Origin of the sequence: Photobacterium kasasachensis, assembly GCF_050336885.1 — a bacterium.
Taxonomy (GTDB): domain Bacteria; phylum Pseudomonadota; class Gammaproteobacteria; order Enterobacterales; family Vibrionaceae; genus Photobacterium; species Photobacterium kasasachensis.
In genome coordinates this window covers 81,937-103,626 of sequence record NZ_JAKJSH010000020.1, presented here as the reverse complement: position 1 = coordinate 103,626, position 21,690 = coordinate 81,937, and the positions used below count along the sequence as shown (strand labels likewise).

The following is a 21,690-nucleotide window of genomic DNA, read 5'->3' as shown; positions in this document are numbered from 1 at the left end:
TTTTTTTATCACTCTACAGAGTGAAGATAAGGAGCTAACCAACCCGCTGCCGGATAGCTTCTACGACTTGCTCGCTGTCTTTCATCCACATAGCATAAGACACTGGCAACACTTCAAGCCCTGCTCGGGAGAGCATTTGATAAGTATCTAAATCAAAAGAAGTTTCAAACTCGCCGCGATAACCTATGAGGTCGATACCAAGGATCTTTCCGCCATATTCGCAAACTATATCGACATCCTGCCCAGCGATTTCAAATCCGACCCAGACCGACATACCAAGTTCCTCAAGCCGTGCTTTTAGTACGCCGGTAAATGTACATGCTTTCGCATGCTCTGATTTCGCAACCTCTTCCTGGTGGTCAAAGTCTAGATAACGACGAAATAAGTTATTCGGACTCAAATCATCTGGGGCCAGAGAATGAATAACGATCTGCTTCTCTTTCGCCCGAGTAATAGCAACATTGAAGGCGGCTTCCTGATTCAGATAAGCTGCAGCCCGTGTAGATTGCGCGTCTATCGCCATAGACAGAATCATAACGTCCCTCTCCTCTCCCTGAAAACCATACGGTGTCGCGATACGCACATCAAAGGCATAAAGTTCATCAAGTGAAAACTGCTTGCTGACGGCTTTCTCGATAAATTCAGCCTGATCACGATATGGGGAAATAACCCCGATAGTGGGCTTTATCGACGCATGCCTATATCTGTCAAAGTGCTGGGAAAGGTGCTCGATCGCCGCATTTTTTTCGACGGTATTTCGTCCGGTTGCCGTTCGCTTGCCATCCACGCGCCTAAAATACAGCGCGGGCTGGGCTGATACACTCGGCCGTGACTGCATCACGTTCAAGCGCCCGTTATAGAACTGGGCATTGCTGAATGCAATCAACGTTGATTTACTGCGGTACTGTTCATTCAGAAAAGCCACACAGGCTTGGGAGTCCAGCGAATCAGAAACGATATCGAGCAGCGATTGATCGCGGTAGCTGTATTTAACGGGTGCACTATCGGCAAAACCGCTCTGCCTCCACAACTCAGCCTGTTTCGTTTTCGATAAAAATGACACGTGTCTTAGTTGTTTTGCATCGCCGACAACGACAGCACGTTTCGCCCGCTGCAATGCAGGAAGCGCACTGGCAATATCACATTGTGTCGACTCGTCAAAAATCACCAGATCAAACATGGACTCTATCAGTGGCAATGACTGGCTCAACTCATCGGCGGTAACCAGCCATATCGGAAATGCCTCCAGGACCGTATTCACATCCAGCTTGGCAAAACGTTCTGCCTGAGTTTTCGAGTTCATTGACTTTAATGCACGATTAAAATCTTGCAATACCTGCCTGCGAGAGTCTAACAAGCCACTGAGCTTTTCATTTCGGTAGACATTAACGTAATCCATCGCTATTTGATGAAAAGCCTGACGGTGCTTCGCCAATGCCTGATGGCTTTGCCATAACACCTGCTCGTCTTTTAACGAGTGGTAGATATTTGCCATGCCTTTTTGCAGCCAGGAACCACTATTCTCACCTCCCGCATAGCGAGCAGCCCACAATGACCGTTCAAATGCAGCTTGGTGCTTTTCGACTTCCTTTCTCGCCCGTTTGACCCGCTTCTTCATAGCCTGTGACGAGTCTTTGCACTCGACTCCCTGGAACAGAATTGAATCAAGATACTGGCGCATCGTTTTAACAAAACTCAATGCGTTAGCATGGACAAAACCGCTTTCCAGACCAAAGTCATGCCTTAGCTTTTTGCCTATCACATCTATCGCCTGCTCTGTTTTCGTAACAACCAGCACAGACTCCCCGTTTAACATCCGGTCTATGGCAATAGCAGCAATGGTAAAACTTTTTCCGGTACCTGGCGGTCCCGAAATCACGCTCAAGGGCTGTGATGCAGCATTCTCAAGAGTCTGTATTTGGGCATTGCTTAACTTATAGCTAAGCAGGTCGACAGCAGTGCTCGGTTGCCCAGCAGGGGCTGCAACCCCTTCGAATATACCCGTCAAAGGCCGAGCGAAATGGGGCTGCGCAATAAGCTGATTGAGCTCGTGCAACACACCCCGTACCCCACGGGACCGATCTGCCAAAATAAGCATGCTGATACAAGCAATGGTTGCTGATTTAGTTGTCTTACGACGAAAGAAATCTTCGCCGTCAACGAGCTGCGGCCATCTTGCCAGCTCATCCAAATCCTTAATTTCAGTGTTTTCACGAAGCCAGCTGGTAATAAGCGCTATCTGTTCATGAGTGATCGGAAACACTGGTACAGGGAAAGAATCAACGACGGTGGTTTCAAGGTGTGGCTTTACCAGCAATCGAAGCACATCGAGGTTAACGCGAATATCTGAGGTATCGATACTGGCGCAGAGATGCTCATCTTCATCATGCGATAGCGTAGCTGGCAGATACAGCAAGGGAGCGGCAATACTGCGTTGATTTGAAAATCCAGTTTTGACCTCAAGCTGCCCTTTTATCATGAAGCAGCCATAGATCAGCCGTCTTTCCCGACGAAAGCTATCAGCTTGCTGGAGCAATACCTCAGCTTCGATCCCGGCTATTGGCAGCCGTGGCAATGTACCGGTTAACAACAGATCTTCATCTTTGATATAGAGCTTTCTGTCTTTTCTTATTCGCGTGATATTGGCAATGGACAAGTCGCTGCTATCCGCACGGTAGCAACGACGAAAATACTCTATATAGGACTGAAGAGATGACACAATTACTTCCCGATAACCGACGAGGAAGATAAATAGAACATTTACACCTTTCAAGATCAAGGCTCTAACTCAAACTTCCACCTCCAGTTATCAAGCTCTCGACGAGCCACATCATAAAACAGGGAAGACACGCCCCTTTACCTGTCAGTACTGCGGTGCAAGCTCATTATCAGCATCTATTTTTGTTCCAATCAGCAGCATCCAGAGACTCGCGAACAATACAATGAACCCAGCAATAACAAAGCCGTATTCGATGGCATCAACATGAGCAAGAAAAGCAATCAACACATAGCTCAGACTCTGGACTAGCGTTGCGAACATCCCCAGCCCGCCATCCACACGCCCGCGTTGTGACATAGGGATTGTGTGGTGCATCCAATTGGTTCTGGCAATACGATTGAGTGCATTAAAGAAACCAAAACCAAGCGTCAGCAAAACAATATACAGAGGCTGCATCACCCCGCTCATTACCAGCAATGTTAATGCGAGAACTAGCATTGAATACTGCATGATATTTCGGTGCGACATCATGGTTAATATCCGCGATACCAACAATCCCGTCATCAAAGAGCCAAGGCCGAAGGCAATATTATAGAATGCAACCCAGTTTCCCGACACACTTAGCTCGGCAAACCAGATAGGAACAAGTTTTCCCAAAAAAGTTAGTACTGGGTAAGACAGGCAAGAGATAAGTAAGAAGCCATAGAACCTAGGCTGCTGGGAAAAAATACCTTTGGTCTCTGTAATCTGGCTTAGAAACGGCGTGTTATGGGACTGCCTGATCTGACGACGATATGGTGTCGCAATATAGCTCAACGCCGCAATGCCTGATGCGATAGCCGCAAACGCAGCAAACTCTTCGATTCCCCACATTTCGAGTAAGAAAATACCCAATGCACCAGCCCCCAAGGTTGTACCTTGCATGACAACTTCCTGATAACCTGAAATTTTCGCGTACTCTTGCTGCTCATAGTTTTCCTGAGTGAAGGCGTTGTTCGCATTCCAGGCGATATTGCTCGATACCCAGAACACTAACTGTGAAAACGCCAATACCCAATGTGACCCCAATCCCATCCAGTACACAATGCAAACCAGCATCGCCGTTGCTGATTGCACAATTTGCACCAGAATCAAAATCGCTTTTCGAGAGTGCCTATCTGTCAGTGTCGAGAAAAAAGGCGTACTGAGAAATGATAGCCCCGTACAAACAAGTGCCGTAATCGCCACGAACGTACCCATATCAGGCTCTTGCAACATGATCCAGGGCAACGCCATCATGAACAAACCAGAGCTGATACCATCAAAAAAGCGCCCGGACAAATATGGAATCGTTTTATTCTTCATCGTTCTTTCCGTGTGATTTGGTTAATTCACTGCTACTCTAGAACCTCAGGTTAACTTGAGGTCAAGCTCTATTTCAGGAGAGAACGTATGGACATGAGTGTGGGCGAAGTGGCAAAACGAGCCGGGGTAACCGTGGCAACCCTTCATTTTTACGAAGAGAAAGGACTCATTTACAGCTCCAGAAACCAAGCGAACCAACGCAGGTATGACCGGCAGATATTGCGAAGAATTGCCGTGATTAAGGCGGCACAGAATGTCGGGCTAACGCTACAGGAAATCTCTGACGAGCTCGGACACCTCCCGAAACACAAGGCTCCCAAGAAGAAGGAATGGGAAGAGCTTGCCCAGGACTGGCACCAGAAACTTGAAGAGAAGATCCAAAGCCTGAGAGCCCTGCAAACTCAATTGGGAAGCTGTATACAATGCGGCTGTTTGTCATTAGATAGCTGTGCCTTGTATAACCCCGACGACTCACGCGGGATCAAGCAGGCAGGGGCAAAATTGAGCCACCCAGAGTCCTAGTACAGGCCCTATTAGGAAGAGTACATCACAACCAATCTTACTACTGATGTTCGCGACGAAATGCTGCAGGTGTAATCCCGACTCGTTTCTTGAACTGCTGAGAAAGGTGTTGCTGAGAGGAAAAACCACACAAAAGTGCCACATCGACCAACGATTTTGTAGGGCTAGAGAGAAGTTGCTTTGCTAGGTCAACCCGTCGGGAAAGAACATATTGGTGCGGCGTGCAACCAAAACTTGTTTTAAACATCCGCGCAAAGTGAAAATCACTTAAATGCGCTAGTGCTGCCAAATCTCTCAAGGTGAATTGACTCGATAAGTTGGCCTCAATAAAATCAATCACCCGCCGCTGATTCACTGATGACAACCCACCCGTACTTAATGCCTGCCTCGGTGAGTTATTACAGTACTGACGAAGAAGATGAAGCAATAGAATTTGCTGAGTATGGGAAACCATCAGCTTATCGGTCGAGCTCTCCCAGTTTAGTTTTACTATGGTTTCTCGAATCAACTGATTGACGAAGGGATCGTCCACAAAGGTACGTTCTGATAGTTCGACATGACGACCTTCTTTATCAAAGACCTGCTCGGCAAAATTTTGCAGATGAGCCTGCTCGAAATAGAAGTGGAAAAAGTTAAACGGCGCAGAGAAAGTCCAGTCTGAGCGATGATCTTGGGGCATCAGACAGAGCTTGCCCGCTCCGCCAGATAGATTGCCTGAGCTCATGACGCGCTGGGTATTTTGGCCGCCTTCGAGATAAAAGCTTAAAGTATGGTGACCTGGTTTATCATAACTTGCCCTACCATGGCTATTGCTCCAGACAGCCGTACCCATGCCACTATCTAGCCATAAGTCCTTATGAAGTAACGCGGTATTGTTGGACAGCACGTTATAGACGCGCTGTCTCTTAGCCCCCGAAGTCATCCCTGTTTCCATCTCACTCTCCTGTCCCGACCTCCATCAATATACTGATTTTTGAAAATCATGAACACCTGATGAAATAAAATGCGCAAGAATCTGTAAAAACAGCAAAGATATGAACGCCTCCCTCGCGCAAACGCAATAACGTTAATGGTATGAATTAAATGCCCTCAGCATCCTGGGTGAAGGAGTAACAACGTAATGAATGGTATCTTATACTCAGCCACTGTATTTATTTGGGGTTCGACATGGCTCGCTATTGCCTATCAACTGGGCGATACACCCGTTGTCGTGTCTGTCGCCTGGCGGTTTGGTCTTGCCGCTATCGCACTATTTGCCATATTGGCTTTTCAAAAAAAACTACCTCGTCTTTCTGCTGAAAACCATAAATTGGCCGCTTTACTGGCTTTGTGCCTTTTCTCCAACAACTTCCTTTGTTTTTATGCCGCAACGCAATATCTCCCTAGCGGACTCAATGCTGTCGTCTTCTCACTAGCGCCGATCTTGAATGCACTTAATCTTTGGATTATTGAAAAACGCCGTCCGTCGGTCACTTTTATACAAGGGGCACTGATAGGGTTTACTGGCGTCGTGCTGCTTTTCGCCTCCCAGTTTATGAATGCAGAGATGGACTGGACCATACTGCTGGGGTTAATGCTCAGCCTGTTGGGTACCTATTTTTTCTCTATGGGTAATATGGTGTCCGCCCACGCTCAGAAAAAAGGGATGCCACTCTTGCCGACCACGGCCTGGTCAATGGGTTATGGCGCGATCTACCTGGTTGTTATTGCAATGGTTATGGGCCTACCGCTGAGCGTGACTATGACGCCAATGTATCTTTCAGCTTTGGTTTACCTTGCGATTGTAGGGTCCGTGATTGGATTCAATACTTACCTTGCTCTCGTCGGAAGAATTGGGGCAGCAAAGGCTGCGTATTGTACCGTCCTCTTTCCGCTGGTGGCACTCTCGTTATCTACCCTGTTTGAAGACTACGAGTGGACATGGCTATCGGCACTGGGCGTCCTGTTAGTATTAACCGGTAACCTACGTGTATTTGGCATTCCACAACCAGTAAAACGTTGGTACCAATCAAGTATTGCCTAACGATGTATCGGCGAATGAAAAAGGCGCTTAATCTCGATTAGCGCCTTTTCAATGCAGCGAAGAAGATTATGAAATCAAGCCAAATCCATATTACGCTCCATCAGCACTTCTTTAACCGCAAACATACCGTTAAGGGCTGCCGGAAAACCAGCATAGACTGACATCTGCAATACAACCTCTTTAATTTCATCCTCAGTACAACCAACATTTAAAGCTGCATTAATGTGTACCTTCAGTTGAGGCTGACAGTTACCCAGAGCAGTAAGCGCCGCAACGGTTGCAATCTCTCTTGATTTTAAATCCAAGCCTGTTCGCGAATATATATCACCAAATGGATACTCAATAGTGAATCGAGCTAAATCAGGGCAAACGTCCTGCAAGCTTTCGATAACGCTATGCCCTGCCTTACCATCAATTTCGCTGAGCTTTTCAAAACCAATTTCGTATCTTGTCTTATTCATTTTCTCACTCCTATTACTGATGAATGAAGCGAGGTTACAAGTTAGAGTGAACTCTAAGTCAAGGTGATTTTTGGTTCTTATAGTAATCAATCTTTTTATCTAGGGCTTTCAAGTGTAGAAGTTCATCATCAATTCGACGTCTTAAACTGCATCTATGCGCTTCCAGTAATGTCTGCCGTTCAGCTAAAGTACTATCACCTAAGTTCCTTAACTGTGCATATTCCAAGATGTTATCCAGTGGCATTCCTGTATCTTTGAGCCTGACGATAAACTGAACCCATTCCAGATCCCTTGAAGTGTAGAACCGGTGTCCACTAGGGTTTCTTTGAATATTCAGTAGTAAACCTATTTTTTCATAATATCTGAGTGTATGAGGCGACAACGAAGTCACCTCGGAAAAGTCCTTAATATTCATATCCGCCCCTAGTTCATTCACAAGCAAACTAACTATTATTCAGAAAGTTAGCAACATTTTTAGTTCGAACATATTCGCTCGTTGATGATAAATGAGTTAGCAGTAATGGTTGGGGGAGTTTGTAAACGTATATGAGATTATTCTTACTATCTTCATATCACTTTGTGCTTGTACGCCTTCAGATAATAGAGGCTTATCGCCCAGCCCATTAGAAAACCTGTGACATGCCCTAACTTAGGATGATGAGCATAGATAAGATCTAACAACAAGGCAGGAACCATGGCAATAACAAGGGCGAACTTGAGAGAAAGTGATGTGTTAATTTCTCGCCACAAAAGCAACACCCCCAATGCTGCCACACCGAAAATGGCCTGCGAGGCACCAGTTCCAAGGTTCCAAGGCGGTTCAACGGTAAGCGTACTTATCAAAGTGCCAACTGTTCCGGATATAAACCAGAGAACGAAGAAACGAGCAGAACCAATATACTTTTCTAGAATACAACCTAGCACTGCAAAGGACAGCACATTAAACAACATATGGAGTTGCTTGACATGAATTAGTTGAGCCACGAATAAGCGCCAAAGCTCAAAATTCCAAAGATGACCAAAAGTAACACCACCATATGGCTCTAGCTGGACTATTTTAATCGCCCCAAACAAAGAGCCACTTATCTCAGAATTAACAACTAGCGAATAGAATAGTGTAAGAACAGATATGATGACGGTAACAAATGGAAATCGGTTAATTTTCATGAATYCCCTTTAAGAAAAAGAAGATTAATACAAGTCTACCTCCTAGGCTTTATAAACATTGTCAAAAAAATGCAAAGAATAAATTTACCATCAATATATTTTTAACGAGCTTACAAACCCACTCATCACATCACTAGCCAGTATTCCATAAGGGTATTTATCATGTACATCCTAAGCCATTTCACTCCAATGAGATACTACTAAACTTGAAAGGAAGCATAACAATCATGATTGGATACTTTAGCTATTACAACTCCAATATTGATTACAACTTGTCTCCTAATAGAAAAATATTAAACAATAGCTAATTTTGCATATCTAGATGATAAATAAGGTATGTAAGAAGGCAACATTAATCTGTATATTGCGGGCGCTTTTTATTTCATGGAGATTCCTTGTGAGCAATTTATCTCACCCCAAGTACGATCCTGTTATTACTATACCGTTTTTAGTTGTCATTGCAGCCAGCGTCAGTACAATCTTTAGCATGTCCAGGGATAGCATCAATACATCATCCAACATACATTCAAGTACAGAGAGCGTTAACAGAAACCATCAGAATAATTACTCTTCTAACAGAAGCTCGCTCAGCATAGGTTCTCTACTGATACCTGTAATCATCATAGGTATACTAGTCAGTGTTACTATTGAAGGCGTTGGTCTAATTTACCAACAGTATTACTTCAGTGAAATGCTATTCCTGCTGCCAGTTTTTATTGCCGGCACGATCACACGCTTTTTCTATAAGGCTGACATTACTGATGCTGAGCCCTCTATTTGGCTAGGACGTATTGCTAAGCTACTATTACTGATCCCACTAGCTTACAGCCTAGCCACCAAAGATTCACTTTATAGTGAACTGAGTAAACAAATGGCAAAACCAGACTTATATGAAATCATCTGGTTAACTCTGTTATTTGTTCTTTATGTTTTCATAGGATATATCGGCCTTCTTCGCCCTGCTGCATACAGTTTATTCTTTATCTGTTCAGCTACCATAAACCGAATAACATCAAAAGGTATTACAGGACTTTTTAACGCTATCAACCTGTTTCTGTTACTCTCTTCTTTACTCGTAGCTGCTTTTCTTTACGGGGATAACATTCGAACATCCCAAAATTTCATGCTAGATGAAATTGCTATTTCCACTGCTGTGTATTTGATGATGTTGATTACAATCTGGCTGAGTGCAAATATGAATGTTGTATACGATGCACAGGAAACTGAGGAAGAAGAAGTTTGGGGGCTCTTTCTCATTGTAGGGCTCTGGGTGACTACTGCTGTAGTCGCAGGTATGGTGAAAATAGGTTATAAAATCACAACGCAAGACTTTTTATTACGTTTATTACCCTATGACTACTATGTCGGCGAGTTTGGCTATCTATACTTGGCATTAGGATCAATGTCTGCTCTGGTTATCGCTATCTACTACTTTGCGAATATACGACAAAAGTCCAACGAGGACACCTTCACGGTAGTAAAGAATAGTGCAATACCCTGCCTATTTTCCTTTGTTTTACTCGCCATTGTAAATTTCGAACTCTGGAATATCTTAGTTAGACATTATTACTATTCTTAACCCTTTTCCGCAACGCCACTACTCTGAGTTAAGAAGTAAGTGGCGTTATGGAAATTCAGTCGTTGCTTCTCTGTCTTGAGAGTTTTTCAATTAGCTCATGCAAAGACTCAGATGGTGTCTTGCCGAAAGTATCGATGCGAATCACTCTATTCTGCCACGGCTCATAGTGCCTATTCTGTACCTGCTGCCAACTTGGAAGCTGCAGGGTTTTGATGCTGCACTCTCGGTTCTCTACCCGGTGCTTATGTTCACTGTCGTCCGAGCAATACACTTCTATGTTGACATAATCAGCATTGGTTGAGGTGGCGACTTCTTGCCACTCTGCTCGTGTTAGAGATATGGGATTACATGAATCAGCAATGACGCAATGCCCTAGCTCCAAGTTATCCTTGGCTACCCGGTAGCTCAGCCTATATCCCTCTCCTTCCACCTTATAATCACACAGATCTCTTAATCCCTGCTCAACCGTATCGATTCGAAGGTAAAAGGCTCTCAAATGCTGCGATAGCAGACGCGCTAAGGTTGTTTTGCCAGAAGCTGGCAACCCTGAAAAAATATACAAAAACGGTTTATTCATTAATGGTTTACTCACAATAATTTTGTCATGAACACCTTATTCTCGCTGCGTTCATATTCCTTCCAGCCTAGATACGAGTACAAGGTAATGTTTGCGCTCATCCCAACATGGGTAACTAAGCGTATCTCCTTATGTCCGCGCAGCTCCGCCTGTTTCTGGGCAAACTCAATCAAGCCCCTGCCTAATCCATGTCCTTGAAACTCAGGATGAACAGCAACGTTGGCTATTGTCGTGTAAGTCTCACTGAATACCAGAATAAGCCCGCCAACCAAGTGCTCACCAGCATATGCTACCCACACCGGGTATGATCGGATCTCTTCCTCATAATCAACCAGCATCGGGGGAAGATCCTGGCCTCCTAACTTTTCTTTAAATTGGCTGTAAGCATCGTACATGCAACGAGCCAGGCTATCAGCATCAGAAAGCTTGGCCTGACGTATTTCCCATGTCTTCTTGTTCAATGTAATGACTCCTTCTGGTTTTCCCCGTTATCAGGCAGACGATCAATGCTCTTCTCAATATATTGCTTGTCGGCCAGCAGAACAACGCACTTATCGTAGCCAATTAACCGTCGATGTCATAGGTGGTAATTTGCGTTAAAATCGGCAAATATTTAGATCCTCAATAAAAAGGCATGCTGATGAAACATGACCACAGGATAAACATCGATCGCTTTGTAGATCTGTCATTTGAAGAAGATGGCCACACCACCCACCACCAAGAGCACCGATTGGCCTTGCTTACCTACGGTACTATTGAGATGGTTTACGGCTCAAAGATCGAGATCGTTGCACCTGCCATCATCATCATTCCTCCTGGCATGCCACATCATCCTCTAAAAGCCAAACACGCCGTTATGTACTTAGTCTCTTTTTGTGTTGGCTGCCTGGGAATTGATGAAGACAGCCTTTTAATGCAACCTTACCGGCAAGTCATCAATGGCTCTCTGCCTGTTGTCGCACTGGATACAAAGCGACTTCCTTTCCTGACCCAGCTTCTTGAAGCATTAAGTACTGAAAGTCAGCAATCAGGTACAGAATCGACACCTTTGATACGATCCTATCTTTCTATACTCTTTGGCGACATCTATCGAAAAATGGGCTCGATTGACAACCAAAGCCCAGTGAGCAAACTGACCTCGGAAGCGCTGAAATTTATTCACCAGCACAGCCATCAATCGATTTCCCTCAAAGAGGTAGCCGCCGCTGTCCACCGCGTTCCCGCACATGTTGCTGCTACTGTAAAAAAAGAAACCGGCTCTACGGTTGGTGAATGGATCTGCCAAGCAAGAATAAAACAAGCCTCCTACCGATTGTCCCACACCACCCTGTCGGTACAAAACGTTGCCACCGAGCTAGACTGGAAAGATATTACGCACTTCATCCGACAATTCAAAAAGACGACCGGCCACACGCCTGCTCAGTGGCGAAAGCAACAAGCCATTAAGGTCAGTGGAGAACCTGAAAATGGCTAATGCCCGATGTTATGAAAGCTGACTGCAAATCTTCTGGTTTCTTCTCCAAAAGACCAAAGGTAGCGTGATAATGAAAGCGACGATCTCAGCCAGCGGAATGGCTAACCATACTCCCGTCATGCCAAAGATTTTTGGCAACACCATAAGAAATGCGGCCACGAGCATCACGCCACGCAAAATCGCTATACTGGTTGCGACTTTGACTCTTTCTAATGACTGGAAGTAGGCACCAAAGACCAGATTCGCGCCCATAAAGGCAATACCAAAATAAAACCAGTGCAGTGCTTGAGAAGCCAGCTCAACCTCTTCGGGCGATACCACGTTGAACAGATGGACAATTTGTTCTGCAAACAGACAAATAAGCGCATAAGCCAACATCCCTATCACTACAACGAACCTCAGAGAAAAGCGCAGCAACTCTTCGATACGCCGTGGGTTATTCGCCCCGTAATTAAATCCAAATAAAGGTTGTACCGAGAAGGCGACCCCAACAATAAATTTCATCACGAAGAACAACGTAAAACTGATTGTCGCCAGCGCAGCACCAGCCTCACTTCCGCCTTGAGATATTACCGTTTTGTTGAGTAGCCCAAATGCCAAAGCTCCCGACAGCTCGGAGATGAAAATAGGAAAGCCTAACCCGAAAATTCGTCGTTGTTCAGGGTCAATGACTCTAACTGCATAATGTCTAAATGAAAGGTGCTTTTTCCCTAGGCAGAAGTGATAGCCCATGAAAACAACAGCAACAGTTTGGGATATACCCGTTGCAATAGCAGCCCCTTTAATGCCCCAGTCGAATACAAGAACGAATAATAGATCGAGCACAACGTTCAAAATGCTGGAAATAATATTGGCATTGCGAGATACACTAGGTGCACTGTCATTATTGAGAAAGAAGCTAAAGCAAAACCTTAGAAACAGCGTAGGCAGAAATAACGCGAAGTAGGTAAGGTATTCTTTTAAATAAGGTTGGATGTCGGCATTGGCGCCAAGCAGGCTAACCCACGTATCGATAAAAACCAGCAATGCCCCCGCAAGGACTACTGATATCAGTATTGAAAAGCTACAACTGTAATGAAAAATACGATTGGCTTCCGAAGTCTGCCCTTCTCCAAGTTTGATGGCGACAACCATGCTGCTTCCTATCCCGACCAACATCGCCAGTGAAATCGCGACCATCAAAACAGGAAAACTCATGCTAATGCCAGCTAGCGCCATACTGCCAACACCATAACCCACAATAATACCATCAGCGACTTGGTAAGCCGCCATAGTCAACATTCCGGTTAGTGTCGGCCAATATAAATTGAAAAATAAACGTTTAATTGGATCATGCCCATAGTCCATGACGTGTTCTCTCTTAGCGTGAATTACTGAGACAGAAACTGTAGCCATGAAAGACCTGAGTTAGCAGAGCCACTATTTAGGGTAAATCAGCGTATCTTTAGTTTTGGCCTCTTCTGTGTTTCCTAAGAACGAACAGCACGAAAAAGCAAGTTGTGACAACTGACTAGCTCGGTATGGATAGCCTCAAACAAAGTGATATTGCTTTGTTTGAGGTTACAGCCATGCAAACGATATTAATTAGCTCACGTTACTCGGCACCAAATGCTTTATAAACTTTGCTAATAAATAAATCTTTCTGCTTCATGTTCATCAAAAACTTGGACGTCGTCACCGCAAAAGGCAGTTGCGCAACACCACTCTTTTGCCCTGTAGGTATGAGTGCCATTAAGGGGTTACGCTTGTAGCCCTTAATCTTTTTCTCTTTAGCATCACGGATGATCAACTTTGCCAAGTAACTGCCTTGCTGCTGAGCAAGGTAGCCAAGCTTTGCCTCACCGACATCGGCAACATCACCGAGGGCATAGAGGTTTTTCTCTCCTACAACCTCAAGCTTTTCATTAACCTGGATATACCCATGCTCATTTAACGTATCGGATAAATGTGGCTTTAAGAATTCACTGTTTGGCAGTATTCCTGTCGCTTCAAAAACCAAATCAGCATCACTTTCCATGCCCGTGTTTTCATCGACGTAATGCTGCTGCGCTTTTCGGTATCTGCTATTGAATTGAACTTCAACGCCAAGAGACGTTAGCTGCTCAAGGGATTTACGCTGAGCCTTTTCTTTAAAGCCATTGAGCAAAGCTCCTGTGTTATGGGCTAAGGTGATATGTTTTTCCGGGAATGCATAAGCAATCTCACCCGCCAATTCGACACCGACCACACCACCGCCAATCACTAACACCTTATCAGCAGCTTCCAGCTTGGTATGAAAGTCACTGAATTCCGTATTACGTGCCTCGATATCCAAGGCTACATTCGATTTTGCAACTGGCATGCTTGGATAGCGAGTACCCGATGCAATGACTGCACGTTTGAACGCTATGTGTTTACCATTTTCCAATAACGCCGATTCTCTCGACAACTCCACGACACCACTTTGAATGAACGTACTGGCAAGAAAGTCCAGGTACTTTTTCCTCGCTCTGTCTTGTGTTTTTTCCGGATCAGCAACATTACGCAAGGTGGCAAAGGTGACTTCGAAGTAATCTTTCTTATCCACCAATGTTGTCTTTATGCCATTTTTCTCTAATTCCTGGGCAACTGAGACGCCAGCAAAACCACCACCAATAATTAACACATCTGTCTGTATCACCGCACGTTACCTCTATGTTCTCATCGAGATTGTTCGAAATTGCTACCTGCGACAAGGCTATCCGGTATCATTTATGCGGTAAATGAGCGAATATACACGCTACATGTGCATTTTTGCGATGGTGGATTGATGGATAAATGGAACGAAATCAGAACGGCCTATAAGTTAGCCAAATTGAGAACCCTGAGTGCGACAGCACTGGATATGGGCATTCACCGTTCAACCGTCATGCGGCACATTGATGCCCTGGAAGAACATTTAGGGGTTACTCTGTTTCAACGCAATGATAAAGGTTACATTCCTACCGAAGCTGGGCTCGATATCATGCGTTTGGGGGAAGTCACTGAGAACCACTTTTCACAACTGTCCTCACGATTGAAGAGTAAAGAGCAGCAGTTAGAAGGTACGATTACTATCACCAGCATCAGTGAAATGGCTGCCATGATTATGCCTGTGATAAAAGAATACCAGTCCCGTTATCCCAAAATGCGGGTTGATTTCATTGGCGATATCAGAAATCTGAATCTTGAGTATGGGGAAGCCGACATAGCCATCAGAAGCGGAGGAAAACCCACAACACCTGATAATGTTGTTCTGCCTTTCGCAGACATTCAACTGGTGTTGTGCGCGCATAAAGACTATGTAGAACAGTATGGTTTACCCACTGAACGTGACTTCACTCATCATCACTTTATCGCATTAAAAAGCAGGCCAGAGCATCTCACCTGGAATGAATGGGTTCACAATCATATCCCTGAAAATAACATTGTGTTCTTATGTTCCAGCCAGCAAGTGTTAACCCAGGCAATACTGAACGGATGTGGCATCGGCGTTCTTCCCAAGCAGACAGTCAGCGATATCGATACTTTGCTAGAAATTCCGATTCACAATGAGTGGTCAATCTCCACTTGGATTCTTGTACACCGGGATATGTTCAACATTGCCAAGATTAAAGCTTTTGTCGATATCTTACGTGAACAGAAAGAGTTACCTATCAAGGTGCTTTAACTAAGCTCGTGGTTGGTATAGCGCTAATCTTAACCCCAAAACTTGAAATATTAGGCAACGTACAGTTGTGGTGCTCCCGAATTAGTTGCCCTGTCGCATGCTCTTTATCATGGGTAGTATGTGCATCAGCGACAAGATCAACCGAATAACCCAAACCCGCAGCACGCCTTGTGGTGGTATCGACACAAAACTCTGTCGCATAGCCGCAAATGATCAAATGTTCGATACCTGCCTGTTTTAGGGTGGTTTCTAGCTCTGTATTCAGAAATGAATCCGGTGTCGTTTTGCGAACAAACTTATCATTTGATTCGACAACTAAACCACTCTGCAATTGCCAACCATCACTTCCGAACTCAATAATAGAATCAGGTTGTTCGTGCTGAATATAAATAACTGGATGACCACAAGCCCTGCCCCACTCAGTTACCTGGTTAATGCGCTCTACCACTTCCTTCGCTTCAAAAGGCTGAGGAGCAGGATCAATTAATACACGCTGTACATCTATCACTAAAATGGCAGTTTTCATAAGACTCCTTTCATCATGCTTTCCCCCTAGTCACCTAGATTTTACTTGGCAACCACCAATTAAAATCAACAACTTAAACCAAACCGTTCATATTAAGACTAGAAAGATATCAGGGCAATGACTTTCAGATGAAAAGATAATAAACGCTAACCGCATCACTGCTTGTTGCTAAAGCACTCATTCATTAGTTCACTGGTAGATACAACCATGTTTGTAAATGTGCATTTTTCTGAACATATCAATCTCCTAAGATGCTATCCGAACTCGCTTGATATGTATTACGGAGAATGTCATGAAAAAACTAACCCTACTTGCGGCATCAGTATTGCTTGCTAACGCGGCCACTGCAGCAACTACCACGCCTTTAACACTAGATGTCTATAACGCTGATGGTAACAGCTTCCATGTCAACTCCACGCTTGTGTACGGTAACACTGAAGCTCTGCTTATCGATACCGGTTTTACCAAAGCCGATGCATTAAGAATTGCAGCCAAGGTGATTGACTCAGGCAAAGAGCTAAAAACTATTTTCATTAGCCAAGCGGATCCTGATTACTATTTCGGAGCAGAGGTACTACACGGCCTGTTTCCTGAGGCAGAGATCATCACAACTCCAGCCGTTAGAAAAGTTATCGAAGAAAAGCTTGCCGGAAAGGTAGCCTATTGGGGGCCGAAGCTGGGAAACAATGCGCCCGTCACTCCGGTTTTACCGGCAGCATATACAAAAAATACGCTAACTGTAGATGGCCACAAAGTAGAAATCCATGGCACAGAAGGAGCCATTGCTCATCGTCCTTATCTGTGGATCCCGGAAAACAAGGCTATCCTAGGTAATGTCGCAATTTTCGGTAATCTCCATTTATGGATGGCTGATGCGCAAAGTGATAAATCTCAACAAGCATGGATAAAGCAACTTAAAGAGATGCAAGCACTTCACCCTGAAACAGTCATTCCGGGTCATATGAAGTCCGGTACTAAACTGAATACAGCATCCATTAGTTATTCGCTGCAATATTTACAAGACTTCCAGAAAACAAAAGCATCAAGCAAAAACAGCGATGAGCTTATCGACAAGATGTCTGCCAGCTATCCCGACGCCCAGCTACCAATCGCATTAAGCATCGGCGCTAAAGTACATATGGGAGAAATGAAGTGGTAGCGATTTAGCTTAAGTTGAAGATAGTAGGTGGTGCCTCGGCACCACTTAGCTAAAACTCTAATTGAATAAGACTGACTGCTGTTTGTTAATCTTAAGCCAAAAACTCTCTTGGCACCGGTTGGTAAAGGTCTTTCTCTTTGGGTGCACCTGTATACTTGATGACTCTGAAATCACTTCATATGAAATCCAGCACTCCGGGCATATCAGCTCATCCGCCTCAAACTCCTCGGATTCTGTGCAATGTTTAATTGTTACACCATTTGAAAAGTGAAATAACGACTCTTTACAATCTACGGTAATACTCTGATCTTCATAAGAGTTATCAACTGACTCCTGACTGATTAACTCCAGCCCTACCGCTTCACCTTTTATCACAGCGACATAAGTAAAAAGGTTATTCATTCCACATGCGTCCATTTGGAAAATATATAAAACATATCAGAGTTATTATTCTGGTTTACGTGCAATAACCAGCCCATGATTACTCGAGCCAAGCAATGATGGTTCGGAACATACCATCAGATGATACTTCAACCAGGCTTGATACTCTTGCTCAGACAGCGCATTAATTTCCGCCCCAATGTACCGCCCAAAGCCATCTGTCGCCACATGCTTTTCAACGTCGAGGCATTCTGATTGAACTAAACTTTCAACCTCATCGGGCGTGGCAAAGTATCCCGTTCTAAAGAACGGGTCGACATCTTTTGTCGTCACCAATCCTGTTTCATGTAACTCACCCAAAACTTGTGGTGTTACCAGAGCATGAGACATTTTTGCCAGCAAGCCGGCAACAAAGAAGCGACTGATATAGGCCACTGCCACAATACCATTCGGTTTGAGAATTCGATGAGCTTCTTTAATAACAGCCTGTCGCTCACCTTCATTCTGAATGTGATACAGAGGACCTAGAATAAGCACGATATCCTGAGAGCTATTCGGAATAAAATTCACATCCGTCGCATTTGCCTCATGAATATTCAGCTCGACACCTTGCTCGGCCGTGTTATCCTCTAATTGTGAAACCAACTCTGGCACTAGCTCTACAGCGGTAACCTCCAGCCCTTTCTGCGCGTAATATATGGAATAGCGGCCAGTTGCTGCTCCGAGCTCTGTTAGCTTCTTTGCTGACTGGGTAAATACTTCCAACTGGTTAACCGTTGTATCAAATTCAATCCGGGTGATATTTTGACAGACGAGACGTTGCTCCTCGTCAAAATTCGCATAGTACCCCATATATTCTTCTTGCACTGTTACCTCCTGTGCAGTGGAAAAATCAACTCGAAAGGTCAACACGCCCTATTGTGCACCTTATTCGAGGCTGATTTATAAAGAAGAATATAAGTTAACAGCTTAGCGGCAATACGCAACCGCTTTGCTGTGAGGCGATAAGCATATACATGTGATTTGTCGGTTATTATTCCTATTGGATAACACTAATTTGTTGCAGCATCCCCATTTGATCCCACTGCTCCCAACGTTCAACAACTTGCTCCCCTACAACACGATCTAGTATCAAGCCTTCAAACTTTGCCCGTTTACCTGTTGGCGGAGTGTCACCTAGAGGCCCCGTATTCGTCCCTTCAGCCGACCACCTTGTCGCCACCTTATCACCCGCGATAATTTGATCTTCGACTGTAATCTGTAAGTCAGGGAAAGCGGTCAAAAGACCCGCTACCAACTCTTTGAATGCTGAAACCGAGATGTTAGGCTCCGGTGCCCCGGCTATGTGAATGACGCAATTCGGTGCAAAAGCCTCATCAGCAACCGAAACATCTCCTCTATTGAGCCCTTCAATCCATACTCGCTCGTACTTGGTAACGGTTAGATTCATTGTCATCTCCTTACCGGGGAACACCTATCCCCCTACAGCATGTCGCATAAGGAATTTATGCTCAGTAAAGGTATAGACTACTGCCTAGTATAATTCACACTCTATCCTTTAATCAGACGAACCTAACCAGGCTGATAAACCTCCATCACGAAATGCATTCATCCGTGAATACCTCATATCTTGTATTCCAGATAAAATATGGCGCTGATGCTGCACAATCATTGCAAACTATTGTTTCTTGAGGAGTTGAATCCCCCCATAAAGGAACAACCAATTCAACGCTTAACAGTATACTGCCGCAGAAAGGACACTTTTCTAGCCCTGTAACGTGCGTTTGCATATTTATCCTGCCCATATAACCTTTACTAAACCAGACGTTTACCTGATTGCAGAAAAACTGCTTTCAAGGTTTGCTAACCATTTTGATCTCTTTTTATCCGAAGTGAACTTTACATAGGTCAGGTTTATCCACTTTCTGTTTTTTACACCGATCTTCCAGAATGTCCCCAGCAATAAAGCTTTTTTAATTGCATTACCAAACAACAGCCTATAGGCGATAGACGGTGTATTCATCGTCGTGATCATGGTTACGCCTTTCAATTTATCCAGTTTGGAAAACATGCGAGTCCCTTTGCAGTTGTAGTCATAAGCAATCCCAGGAAATATCAGTTTATCGATAAATCCTTTTGTCAGTGCAGGCATAAGCTCCCACCAAATAGGGAAAATAAATACAATATGATCTGCTCTTTCAATTCGCTGTTTGTAGTCGAGAACTTGCTCATCAAGAAGCTGCTGGGAACGTTCAGGATCGGTTCGAGCCAGGGCAAATGCCTGAAGATCTTTTCCTCTCATCACAGGGTCAAAATTGTCGTTATCGAGATGGATAAGATCAATGTCATGATTTCCTTCATCCAGCCCTCTTTTGACCGCTTTCAGAATGGCGTTACAAAAGCTCATCTCATAAGGGTGATTAAACACAATCAGTACACGCATAGCTTTCTCTATGTCTCAATTAGAAAGCTTTATCTTAGAGCAGAGGAAAGAAATCAAACGATAACATATGTTATCAATGTAGCTACTTCCGACATCGAATTCGACTCAGTGAAACAGAAGTGATCCCAAGATAGGATGCAATATAGTGCTGCGGTATTAATCTAATAAGCTCTGGGTGTTCATTGGTTAATTCTTGGTATCTTTGTTGTGGTGTATCTTTGATTCGCGACAGAAACAGCCTCTGATAATGCTTTAACCTTTCACAAAGCATTTGAAAAATAGCATCTTTAAGTTCTTGAGACTGCACGATCTGCTCATTGACACATTGCTTTGAAATAGCATATACCGTCGACGGGAGAATACTCTCAACGGTATAAGGGCTAACTTCATCATACATAAAGCTTTCAAAAGAAGAGACAAATTGCCCCTCGAGAAAAAACTGAAACGATACATCTTTACCATCGTGGTTAAACCATGATCTCAGGCAACCACTTTCAACATAATAAAGTGTGTCACTCATTGAACCTTCTTCAATCACAACCTCTTTTTTCCTTAGCTCTATACGTTTCGCGTAAGGAGAGAAAGCCTGCCAAATTCGTTCTTTGTTACTCATACTGCAAATTCCGTTAAGCCGTTACTCATTATTATACGAAAATCATGGCTTACAAAATGCGTATGCCAAAAAATCTTATATACATTGAAAACCACAGCCCTAAAAGACTAAATGTTTCTAGCGACCAAGCTCTACTAGTTGCTATTAAAGTCAAGCAACAAAAATACACGATTCCACCAGCTTGAGGATATCCTTCAAAAAGAAAATGTTGAGATAATGGAGTAACCATCGTTTCTAAAAACGATCGCCTGTTTTGCGCACAATCTTAGTCACTGCCCTTGCAATTACCCCCAGCAAAGACATAGGTACTGGCGGCAGTTCTTTTCGGTAACCATTCTTAAACGCTGGACGAGATTCAATGCGTTTCATCCAGCGCTTAACATTAGGAAAAGGTTGAAGTGAGTAACCCAGAACCTGCAACACAAACGCATTGGGAAACCAGGCAATATCAGCAAGCGAATACGTATTGCCGACCAGATATTCCCTGTCTTGCAATGCCTGCTCCAGCTTACTGAACTGATCATGCAGCACAGCTTCAGCCTGTTTGAGATCGCAACCAATCAATCCCTTCCTTCTCTCTTCGTGAAAACGAGTACGGTGAGGAATATGCGCTTGATAAAACACCCAGTCTCGTGGGGTCGGAAGCCGACCATACCCCTTGGCATATACATAGTTAACGACACCGGGTTCGTGAGAACGTCCGGCGGCGTCCAACCAGTCATTCATTTGCTCTCTAAGAGAATCTTCTTTTGGGCTCAGACTCACCTCAGGAAAGGTTTCTTCTAGATAACGCAGAATGGTAACTGACTCATGCATAGCCATACCGTCATGTACGATAGCGGGTACCTCTCCCTTGGGATTGATAGCAATGTACTCCTCCGTCAGCTGCTTGCTTTTTAGCAAATCAATCAGGTGTTTTTCTACTTTGAGCCCTTTTTCTTCGATAGCCAGTAAAACGCGCCCGGCACAATTCGAGAGCGGATGATAGAAAAGGTGTAATCCTGTCATTTGTTCTGGGTTCAATGTATGCATCTT

Annotated in this window: 23 protein-coding genes; 6 read left to right on the top strand and 17 right to left on the bottom strand. The window is 44.2% G+C overall.

What is annotated here, in order from left to right; genetic code table 11:
- Window positions 1–34: 34 nt before the first annotated feature.
- Complete coding sequence (locus L4D19_RS23875) at window positions 35–2,719, bottom strand: DEAD/DEAH box helicase (RefSeq protein WP_428454538.1); 2,685 nt, start codon at window positions 2,717–2,719, stop codon at window positions 35–37.
- Between the two features lie 144 nt (window positions 2,720–2,863).
- Window positions 2,864–4,063 (bottom strand): MFS transporter, encoded by a 1,200-nt coding sequence (locus tag L4D19_RS23870; protein ID WP_428454537.1) that lies wholly within the window; start codon window positions 4,061–4,063, stop codon window positions 2,864–2,866.
- An 87-nt stretch (window positions 4,064–4,150) separates the two neighbouring features.
- On the opposite strand from L4D19_RS23870, the gene soxR reads away from it, so the two are divergent.
- Entirely contained in the window at window positions 4,151–4,585 is a 435-nt protein-coding gene (gene soxR, locus L4D19_RS23865) for a redox-sensitive transcriptional activator SoxR (protein ID WP_428454536.1), read from the top strand.
- Between the two features lie 40 nt (window positions 4,586–4,625).
- Here the strand turns inward: soxR and L4D19_RS23860 are convergent, their stop codons facing one another.
- On the bottom strand, window positions 4,626–5,519 hold the full coding sequence (locus L4D19_RS23860) for a helix-turn-helix domain-containing protein (RefSeq protein ID WP_428454535.1): 894 nt from the start codon (window positions 5,517–5,519) through the stop codon (window positions 4,626–4,628).
- Window positions 5,520–5,705: 186 nt separating this feature from the next.
- Here L4D19_RS23860 and L4D19_RS23855 point away from each other — a divergent pair, with 186 nt between their 5' ends.
- Entirely contained in the window at window positions 5,706–6,608 is a 903-nt protein-coding gene (locus tag L4D19_RS23855; protein WP_428454534.1) for a DMT family transporter, read from the top strand.
- 74 nt (window positions 6,609–6,682) lie between these two features.
- Here L4D19_RS23855 and L4D19_RS23850 read toward each other — a convergent pair whose 3' ends face one another.
- The 3 genes from L4D19_RS23850 to L4D19_RS23840 form a co-directional block, all read right to left on the bottom strand.
- On the bottom strand, window positions 6,683–7,069 hold the full coding sequence (locus L4D19_RS23850) for a carboxymuconolactone decarboxylase family protein (RefSeq protein ID WP_428454533.1): 387 nt from the start codon (window positions 7,067–7,069) through the stop codon (window positions 6,683–6,685).
- A 58-nt stretch (window positions 7,070–7,127) separates the two neighbouring features.
- Window positions 7,128–7,484 (bottom strand): MerR family transcriptional regulator, encoded by a 357-nt coding sequence (locus L4D19_RS23845; protein ID WP_428454532.1) that lies wholly within the window; start codon window positions 7,482–7,484, stop codon window positions 7,128–7,130.
- A 152-nt stretch (window positions 7,485–7,636) separates the two neighbouring features.
- A complete protein-coding gene (locus tag L4D19_RS23840) occupies window positions 7,637–8,236 on the bottom strand; it encodes a rhomboid family intramembrane serine protease (RefSeq protein WP_428454531.1) in 600 nt (199 codons plus the stop codon).
- Between the two features lie 397 nt (window positions 8,237–8,633).
- On the opposite strand from L4D19_RS23840, the gene L4D19_RS23835 reads away from it, so the two are divergent.
- Window positions 8,634–9,815 (top strand): hypothetical protein, encoded by a 1,182-nt coding sequence (locus L4D19_RS23835; protein WP_428454530.1) that lies wholly within the window; start codon window positions 8,634–8,636, stop codon window positions 9,813–9,815.
- A 55-nt stretch (window positions 9,816–9,870) separates the two neighbouring features.
- On the opposite strand, the gene L4D19_RS23830 is transcribed toward L4D19_RS23835, so the two are convergent.
- Window positions 9,871–10,392, bottom strand: a complete 522-nt coding sequence (locus L4D19_RS23830) for a P-loop nucleotide/nucleoside kinase family protein (protein ID WP_428454529.1) — start codon at window positions 10,390–10,392, stop codon at window positions 9,871–9,873.
- A gap of 11 nt (window positions 10,393–10,403) precedes the next feature.
- Window positions 10,404–10,853 (bottom strand): GNAT family N-acetyltransferase, encoded by a 450-nt coding sequence (locus L4D19_RS23825; protein WP_428454528.1) that lies wholly within the window; start codon window positions 10,851–10,853, stop codon window positions 10,404–10,406.
- A gap of 179 nt (window positions 10,854–11,032) precedes the next feature.
- Between L4D19_RS23825 and L4D19_RS23820 the strand changes: the two genes are divergently transcribed.
- Complete coding sequence (locus tag L4D19_RS23820) at window positions 11,033–11,866, top strand: helix-turn-helix domain-containing protein (protein ID WP_428454527.1); 834 nt, start codon at window positions 11,033–11,035, stop codon at window positions 11,864–11,866.
- A 9-nt stretch (window positions 11,867–11,875) separates the two neighbouring features.
- Here L4D19_RS23820 and L4D19_RS23815 read toward each other — a convergent pair whose 3' ends face one another.
- Together L4D19_RS23815 and L4D19_RS23810 are read right to left on the bottom strand one after the other, a co-directional pair.
- On the bottom strand, window positions 11,876–13,213 hold the full coding sequence (locus tag L4D19_RS23815; protein ID WP_428454526.1) for an MATE family efflux transporter: 1,338 nt from the start codon (window positions 13,211–13,213) through the stop codon (window positions 11,876–11,878).
- Between the two features lie 247 nt (window positions 13,214–13,460).
- Window positions 13,461–14,525, bottom strand: coding sequence for an FAD-dependent oxidoreductase (locus L4D19_RS23810; protein ID WP_428454525.1), 1,065 nt, complete (start codon window positions 14,523–14,525; stop codon window positions 13,461–13,463).
- Window positions 14,526–14,654: 129 nt separating this feature from the next.
- On the opposite strand from L4D19_RS23810, the gene L4D19_RS23805 reads away from it, so the two are divergent.
- The gene (locus L4D19_RS23805; protein WP_428454524.1) at window positions 14,655–15,533 is read left to right on the top strand and encodes a LysR family transcriptional regulator; all 879 of its coding nucleotides are present in this window, start codon (window positions 14,655–14,657) and stop codon (window positions 15,531–15,533) included.
- Here L4D19_RS23805 and L4D19_RS23800 read toward each other — a convergent pair.
- A complete protein-coding gene (locus L4D19_RS23800; RefSeq protein ID WP_428454523.1) occupies window positions 15,520–16,059 on the bottom strand; it encodes a cysteine hydrolase family protein in 540 nt (179 codons plus the stop codon). The two genes, L4D19_RS23805 and L4D19_RS23800, sit on opposite strands and share 14 nt — an antisense overlap.
- 292 nt (window positions 16,060–16,351) lie before the next feature.
- Here L4D19_RS23800 and L4D19_RS23795 point away from each other — a divergent pair, with 292 nt between their 5' ends.
- The gene (locus L4D19_RS23795) at window positions 16,352–17,218 is read left to right on the top strand and encodes an MBL fold metallo-hydrolase (RefSeq protein ID WP_428454522.1); all 867 of its coding nucleotides are present in this window, start codon (window positions 16,352–16,354) and stop codon (window positions 17,216–17,218) included.
- A gap of 57 nt (window positions 17,219–17,275) precedes the next feature.
- Here L4D19_RS23795 and L4D19_RS23790 read toward each other — a convergent pair whose 3' ends face one another.
- From L4D19_RS23790 to L4D19_RS23765, 6 genes are all read right to left on the bottom strand, one after another.
- Window positions 17,276–17,620 carry a hypothetical protein gene (locus tag L4D19_RS23790; RefSeq protein ID WP_428454521.1) on the bottom strand — a complete coding sequence of 115 codons (345 nt, stop codon included), beginning with the start codon at window positions 17,618–17,620 and terminating at the stop codon, window positions 17,276–17,278.
- Window positions 17,621–17,665: 45 nt separating this feature from the next.
- Window positions 17,666–18,466: a class I SAM-dependent methyltransferase gene (locus tag L4D19_RS23785; protein WP_428454520.1), complete on the bottom strand. Its 801-nt coding sequence runs from the start codon at window positions 18,464–18,466 to the stop codon at window positions 17,666–17,668.
- Window positions 18,467–18,638: 172 nt separating this feature from the next.
- Entirely contained in the window at window positions 18,639–19,049 is a 411-nt protein-coding gene (locus tag L4D19_RS23780; RefSeq protein ID WP_428454519.1) for an ester cyclase, read from the bottom strand.
- 378 nt (window positions 19,050–19,427) lie between these two features.
- On the bottom strand, window positions 19,428–20,042 hold the full coding sequence (locus L4D19_RS23775; protein ID WP_428454518.1) for an NAD(P)H-dependent oxidoreductase: 615 nt from the start codon (window positions 20,040–20,042) through the stop codon (window positions 19,428–19,430).
- A gap of 82 nt (window positions 20,043–20,124) precedes the next feature.
- Window positions 20,125–20,655, bottom strand: a complete 531-nt coding sequence (locus L4D19_RS23770; RefSeq protein WP_239413584.1) for a Crp/Fnr family transcriptional regulator — start codon at window positions 20,653–20,655, stop codon at window positions 20,125–20,127.
- A gap of 234 nt (window positions 20,656–20,889) precedes the next feature.
- Window positions 20,890–21,687, bottom strand: coding sequence for a glutathione S-transferase family protein (locus tag L4D19_RS23765; protein ID WP_428454517.1), 798 nt, complete (start codon window positions 21,685–21,687; stop codon window positions 20,890–20,892).
- Window positions 21,688–21,690: the final 3 nt, after the last annotated feature.

What these genes read in the sequence shown, in the direction of transcription:
- L4D19_RS23775 (WP_428454518.1), bottom strand. Translation starts at nt 20,042, where the DNA reads ATGCGTGTACTGATTGTGTTTAATCACCCTTATGAGATGAGCTTTTGT.
- L4D19_RS23815 (WP_428454526.1), bottom strand. Translation starts at nt 13,213, where the DNA reads ATGGACTATGGGCATGATCCAATTAAACGTTTATTTTTCAATTTATAT.
- L4D19_RS23870 (WP_428454537.1), bottom strand. Translation starts at nt 4,063, where the DNA reads ATGAAGAATAAAACGATTCCATATTTGTCCGGGCGCTTTTTTGATGGT.
- L4D19_RS23805 (WP_428454524.1), top strand. Translation starts at nt 14,655, where the DNA reads ATGGATAAATGGAACGAAATCAGAACGGCCTATAAGTTAGCCAAATTG.
- L4D19_RS23850 (WP_428454533.1), bottom strand. Translation starts at nt 7,069, where the DNA reads ATGAATAAGACAAGATACGAAATTGGTTTTGAAAAGCTCAGCGAAATT.
- L4D19_RS23860 (WP_428454535.1), bottom strand. Translation starts at nt 5,519, where the DNA reads ATGGAAACAGGGATGACTTCGGGGGCTAAGAGACAGCGCGTCTATAAC.
- L4D19_RS23790 (WP_428454521.1), bottom strand. Translation starts at nt 17,620, where the DNA reads ATGAATAACCTTTTTACTTATGTCGCTGTGATAAAAGGTGAAGCGGTA.
- L4D19_RS23845 (WP_428454532.1), bottom strand. Translation starts at nt 7,484, where the DNA reads ATGAATATTAAGGACTTTTCCGAGGTGACTTCGTTGTCGCCTCATACA.
- L4D19_RS23840 (WP_428454531.1), bottom strand. Translation starts at nt 8,236, where the DNA reads ATGAAAATTAACCGATTTCCATTTGTTACCGTCATCATATCTGTTCTT.
- L4D19_RS23830 (WP_428454529.1), bottom strand. Translation starts at nt 10,392, where the DNA reads ATGAATAAACCGTTTTTGTATATTTTTTCAGGGTTGCCAGCTTCTGGC.
- L4D19_RS23770 (WP_239413584.1), bottom strand. Translation starts at nt 20,655, where the DNA reads ATGAGTAACAAAGAACGAATTTGGCAGGCTTTCTCTCCTTACGCGAAA.
- L4D19_RS23780 (WP_428454519.1), bottom strand. Translation starts at nt 19,049, where the DNA reads ATGAATCTAACCGTTACCAAGTACGAGCGAGTATGGATTGAAGGGCTC.
- L4D19_RS23820 (WP_428454527.1), top strand. Translation starts at nt 11,033, where the DNA reads ATGAAACATGACCACAGGATAAACATCGATCGCTTTGTAGATCTGTCA.
- L4D19_RS23800 (WP_428454523.1), bottom strand. Translation starts at nt 16,059, where the DNA reads ATGAAAACTGCCATTTTAGTGATAGATGTACAGCGTGTATTAATTGAT.
- L4D19_RS23765 (WP_428454517.1), bottom strand. Translation starts at nt 21,687, where the DNA reads ATGCATACATTGAACCCAGAACAAATGACAGGATTACACCTTTTCTAT.
- L4D19_RS23855 (WP_428454534.1), top strand. Translation starts at nt 5,706, where the DNA reads ATGAATGGTATCTTATACTCAGCCACTGTATTTATTTGGGGTTCGACA.
- L4D19_RS23795 (WP_428454522.1), top strand. Translation starts at nt 16,352, where the DNA reads ATGAAAAAACTAACCCTACTTGCGGCATCAGTATTGCTTGCTAACGCG.
- soxR (WP_428454536.1), top strand. Translation starts at nt 4,151, where the DNA reads ATGGACATGAGTGTGGGCGAAGTGGCAAAACGAGCCGGGGTAACCGTG.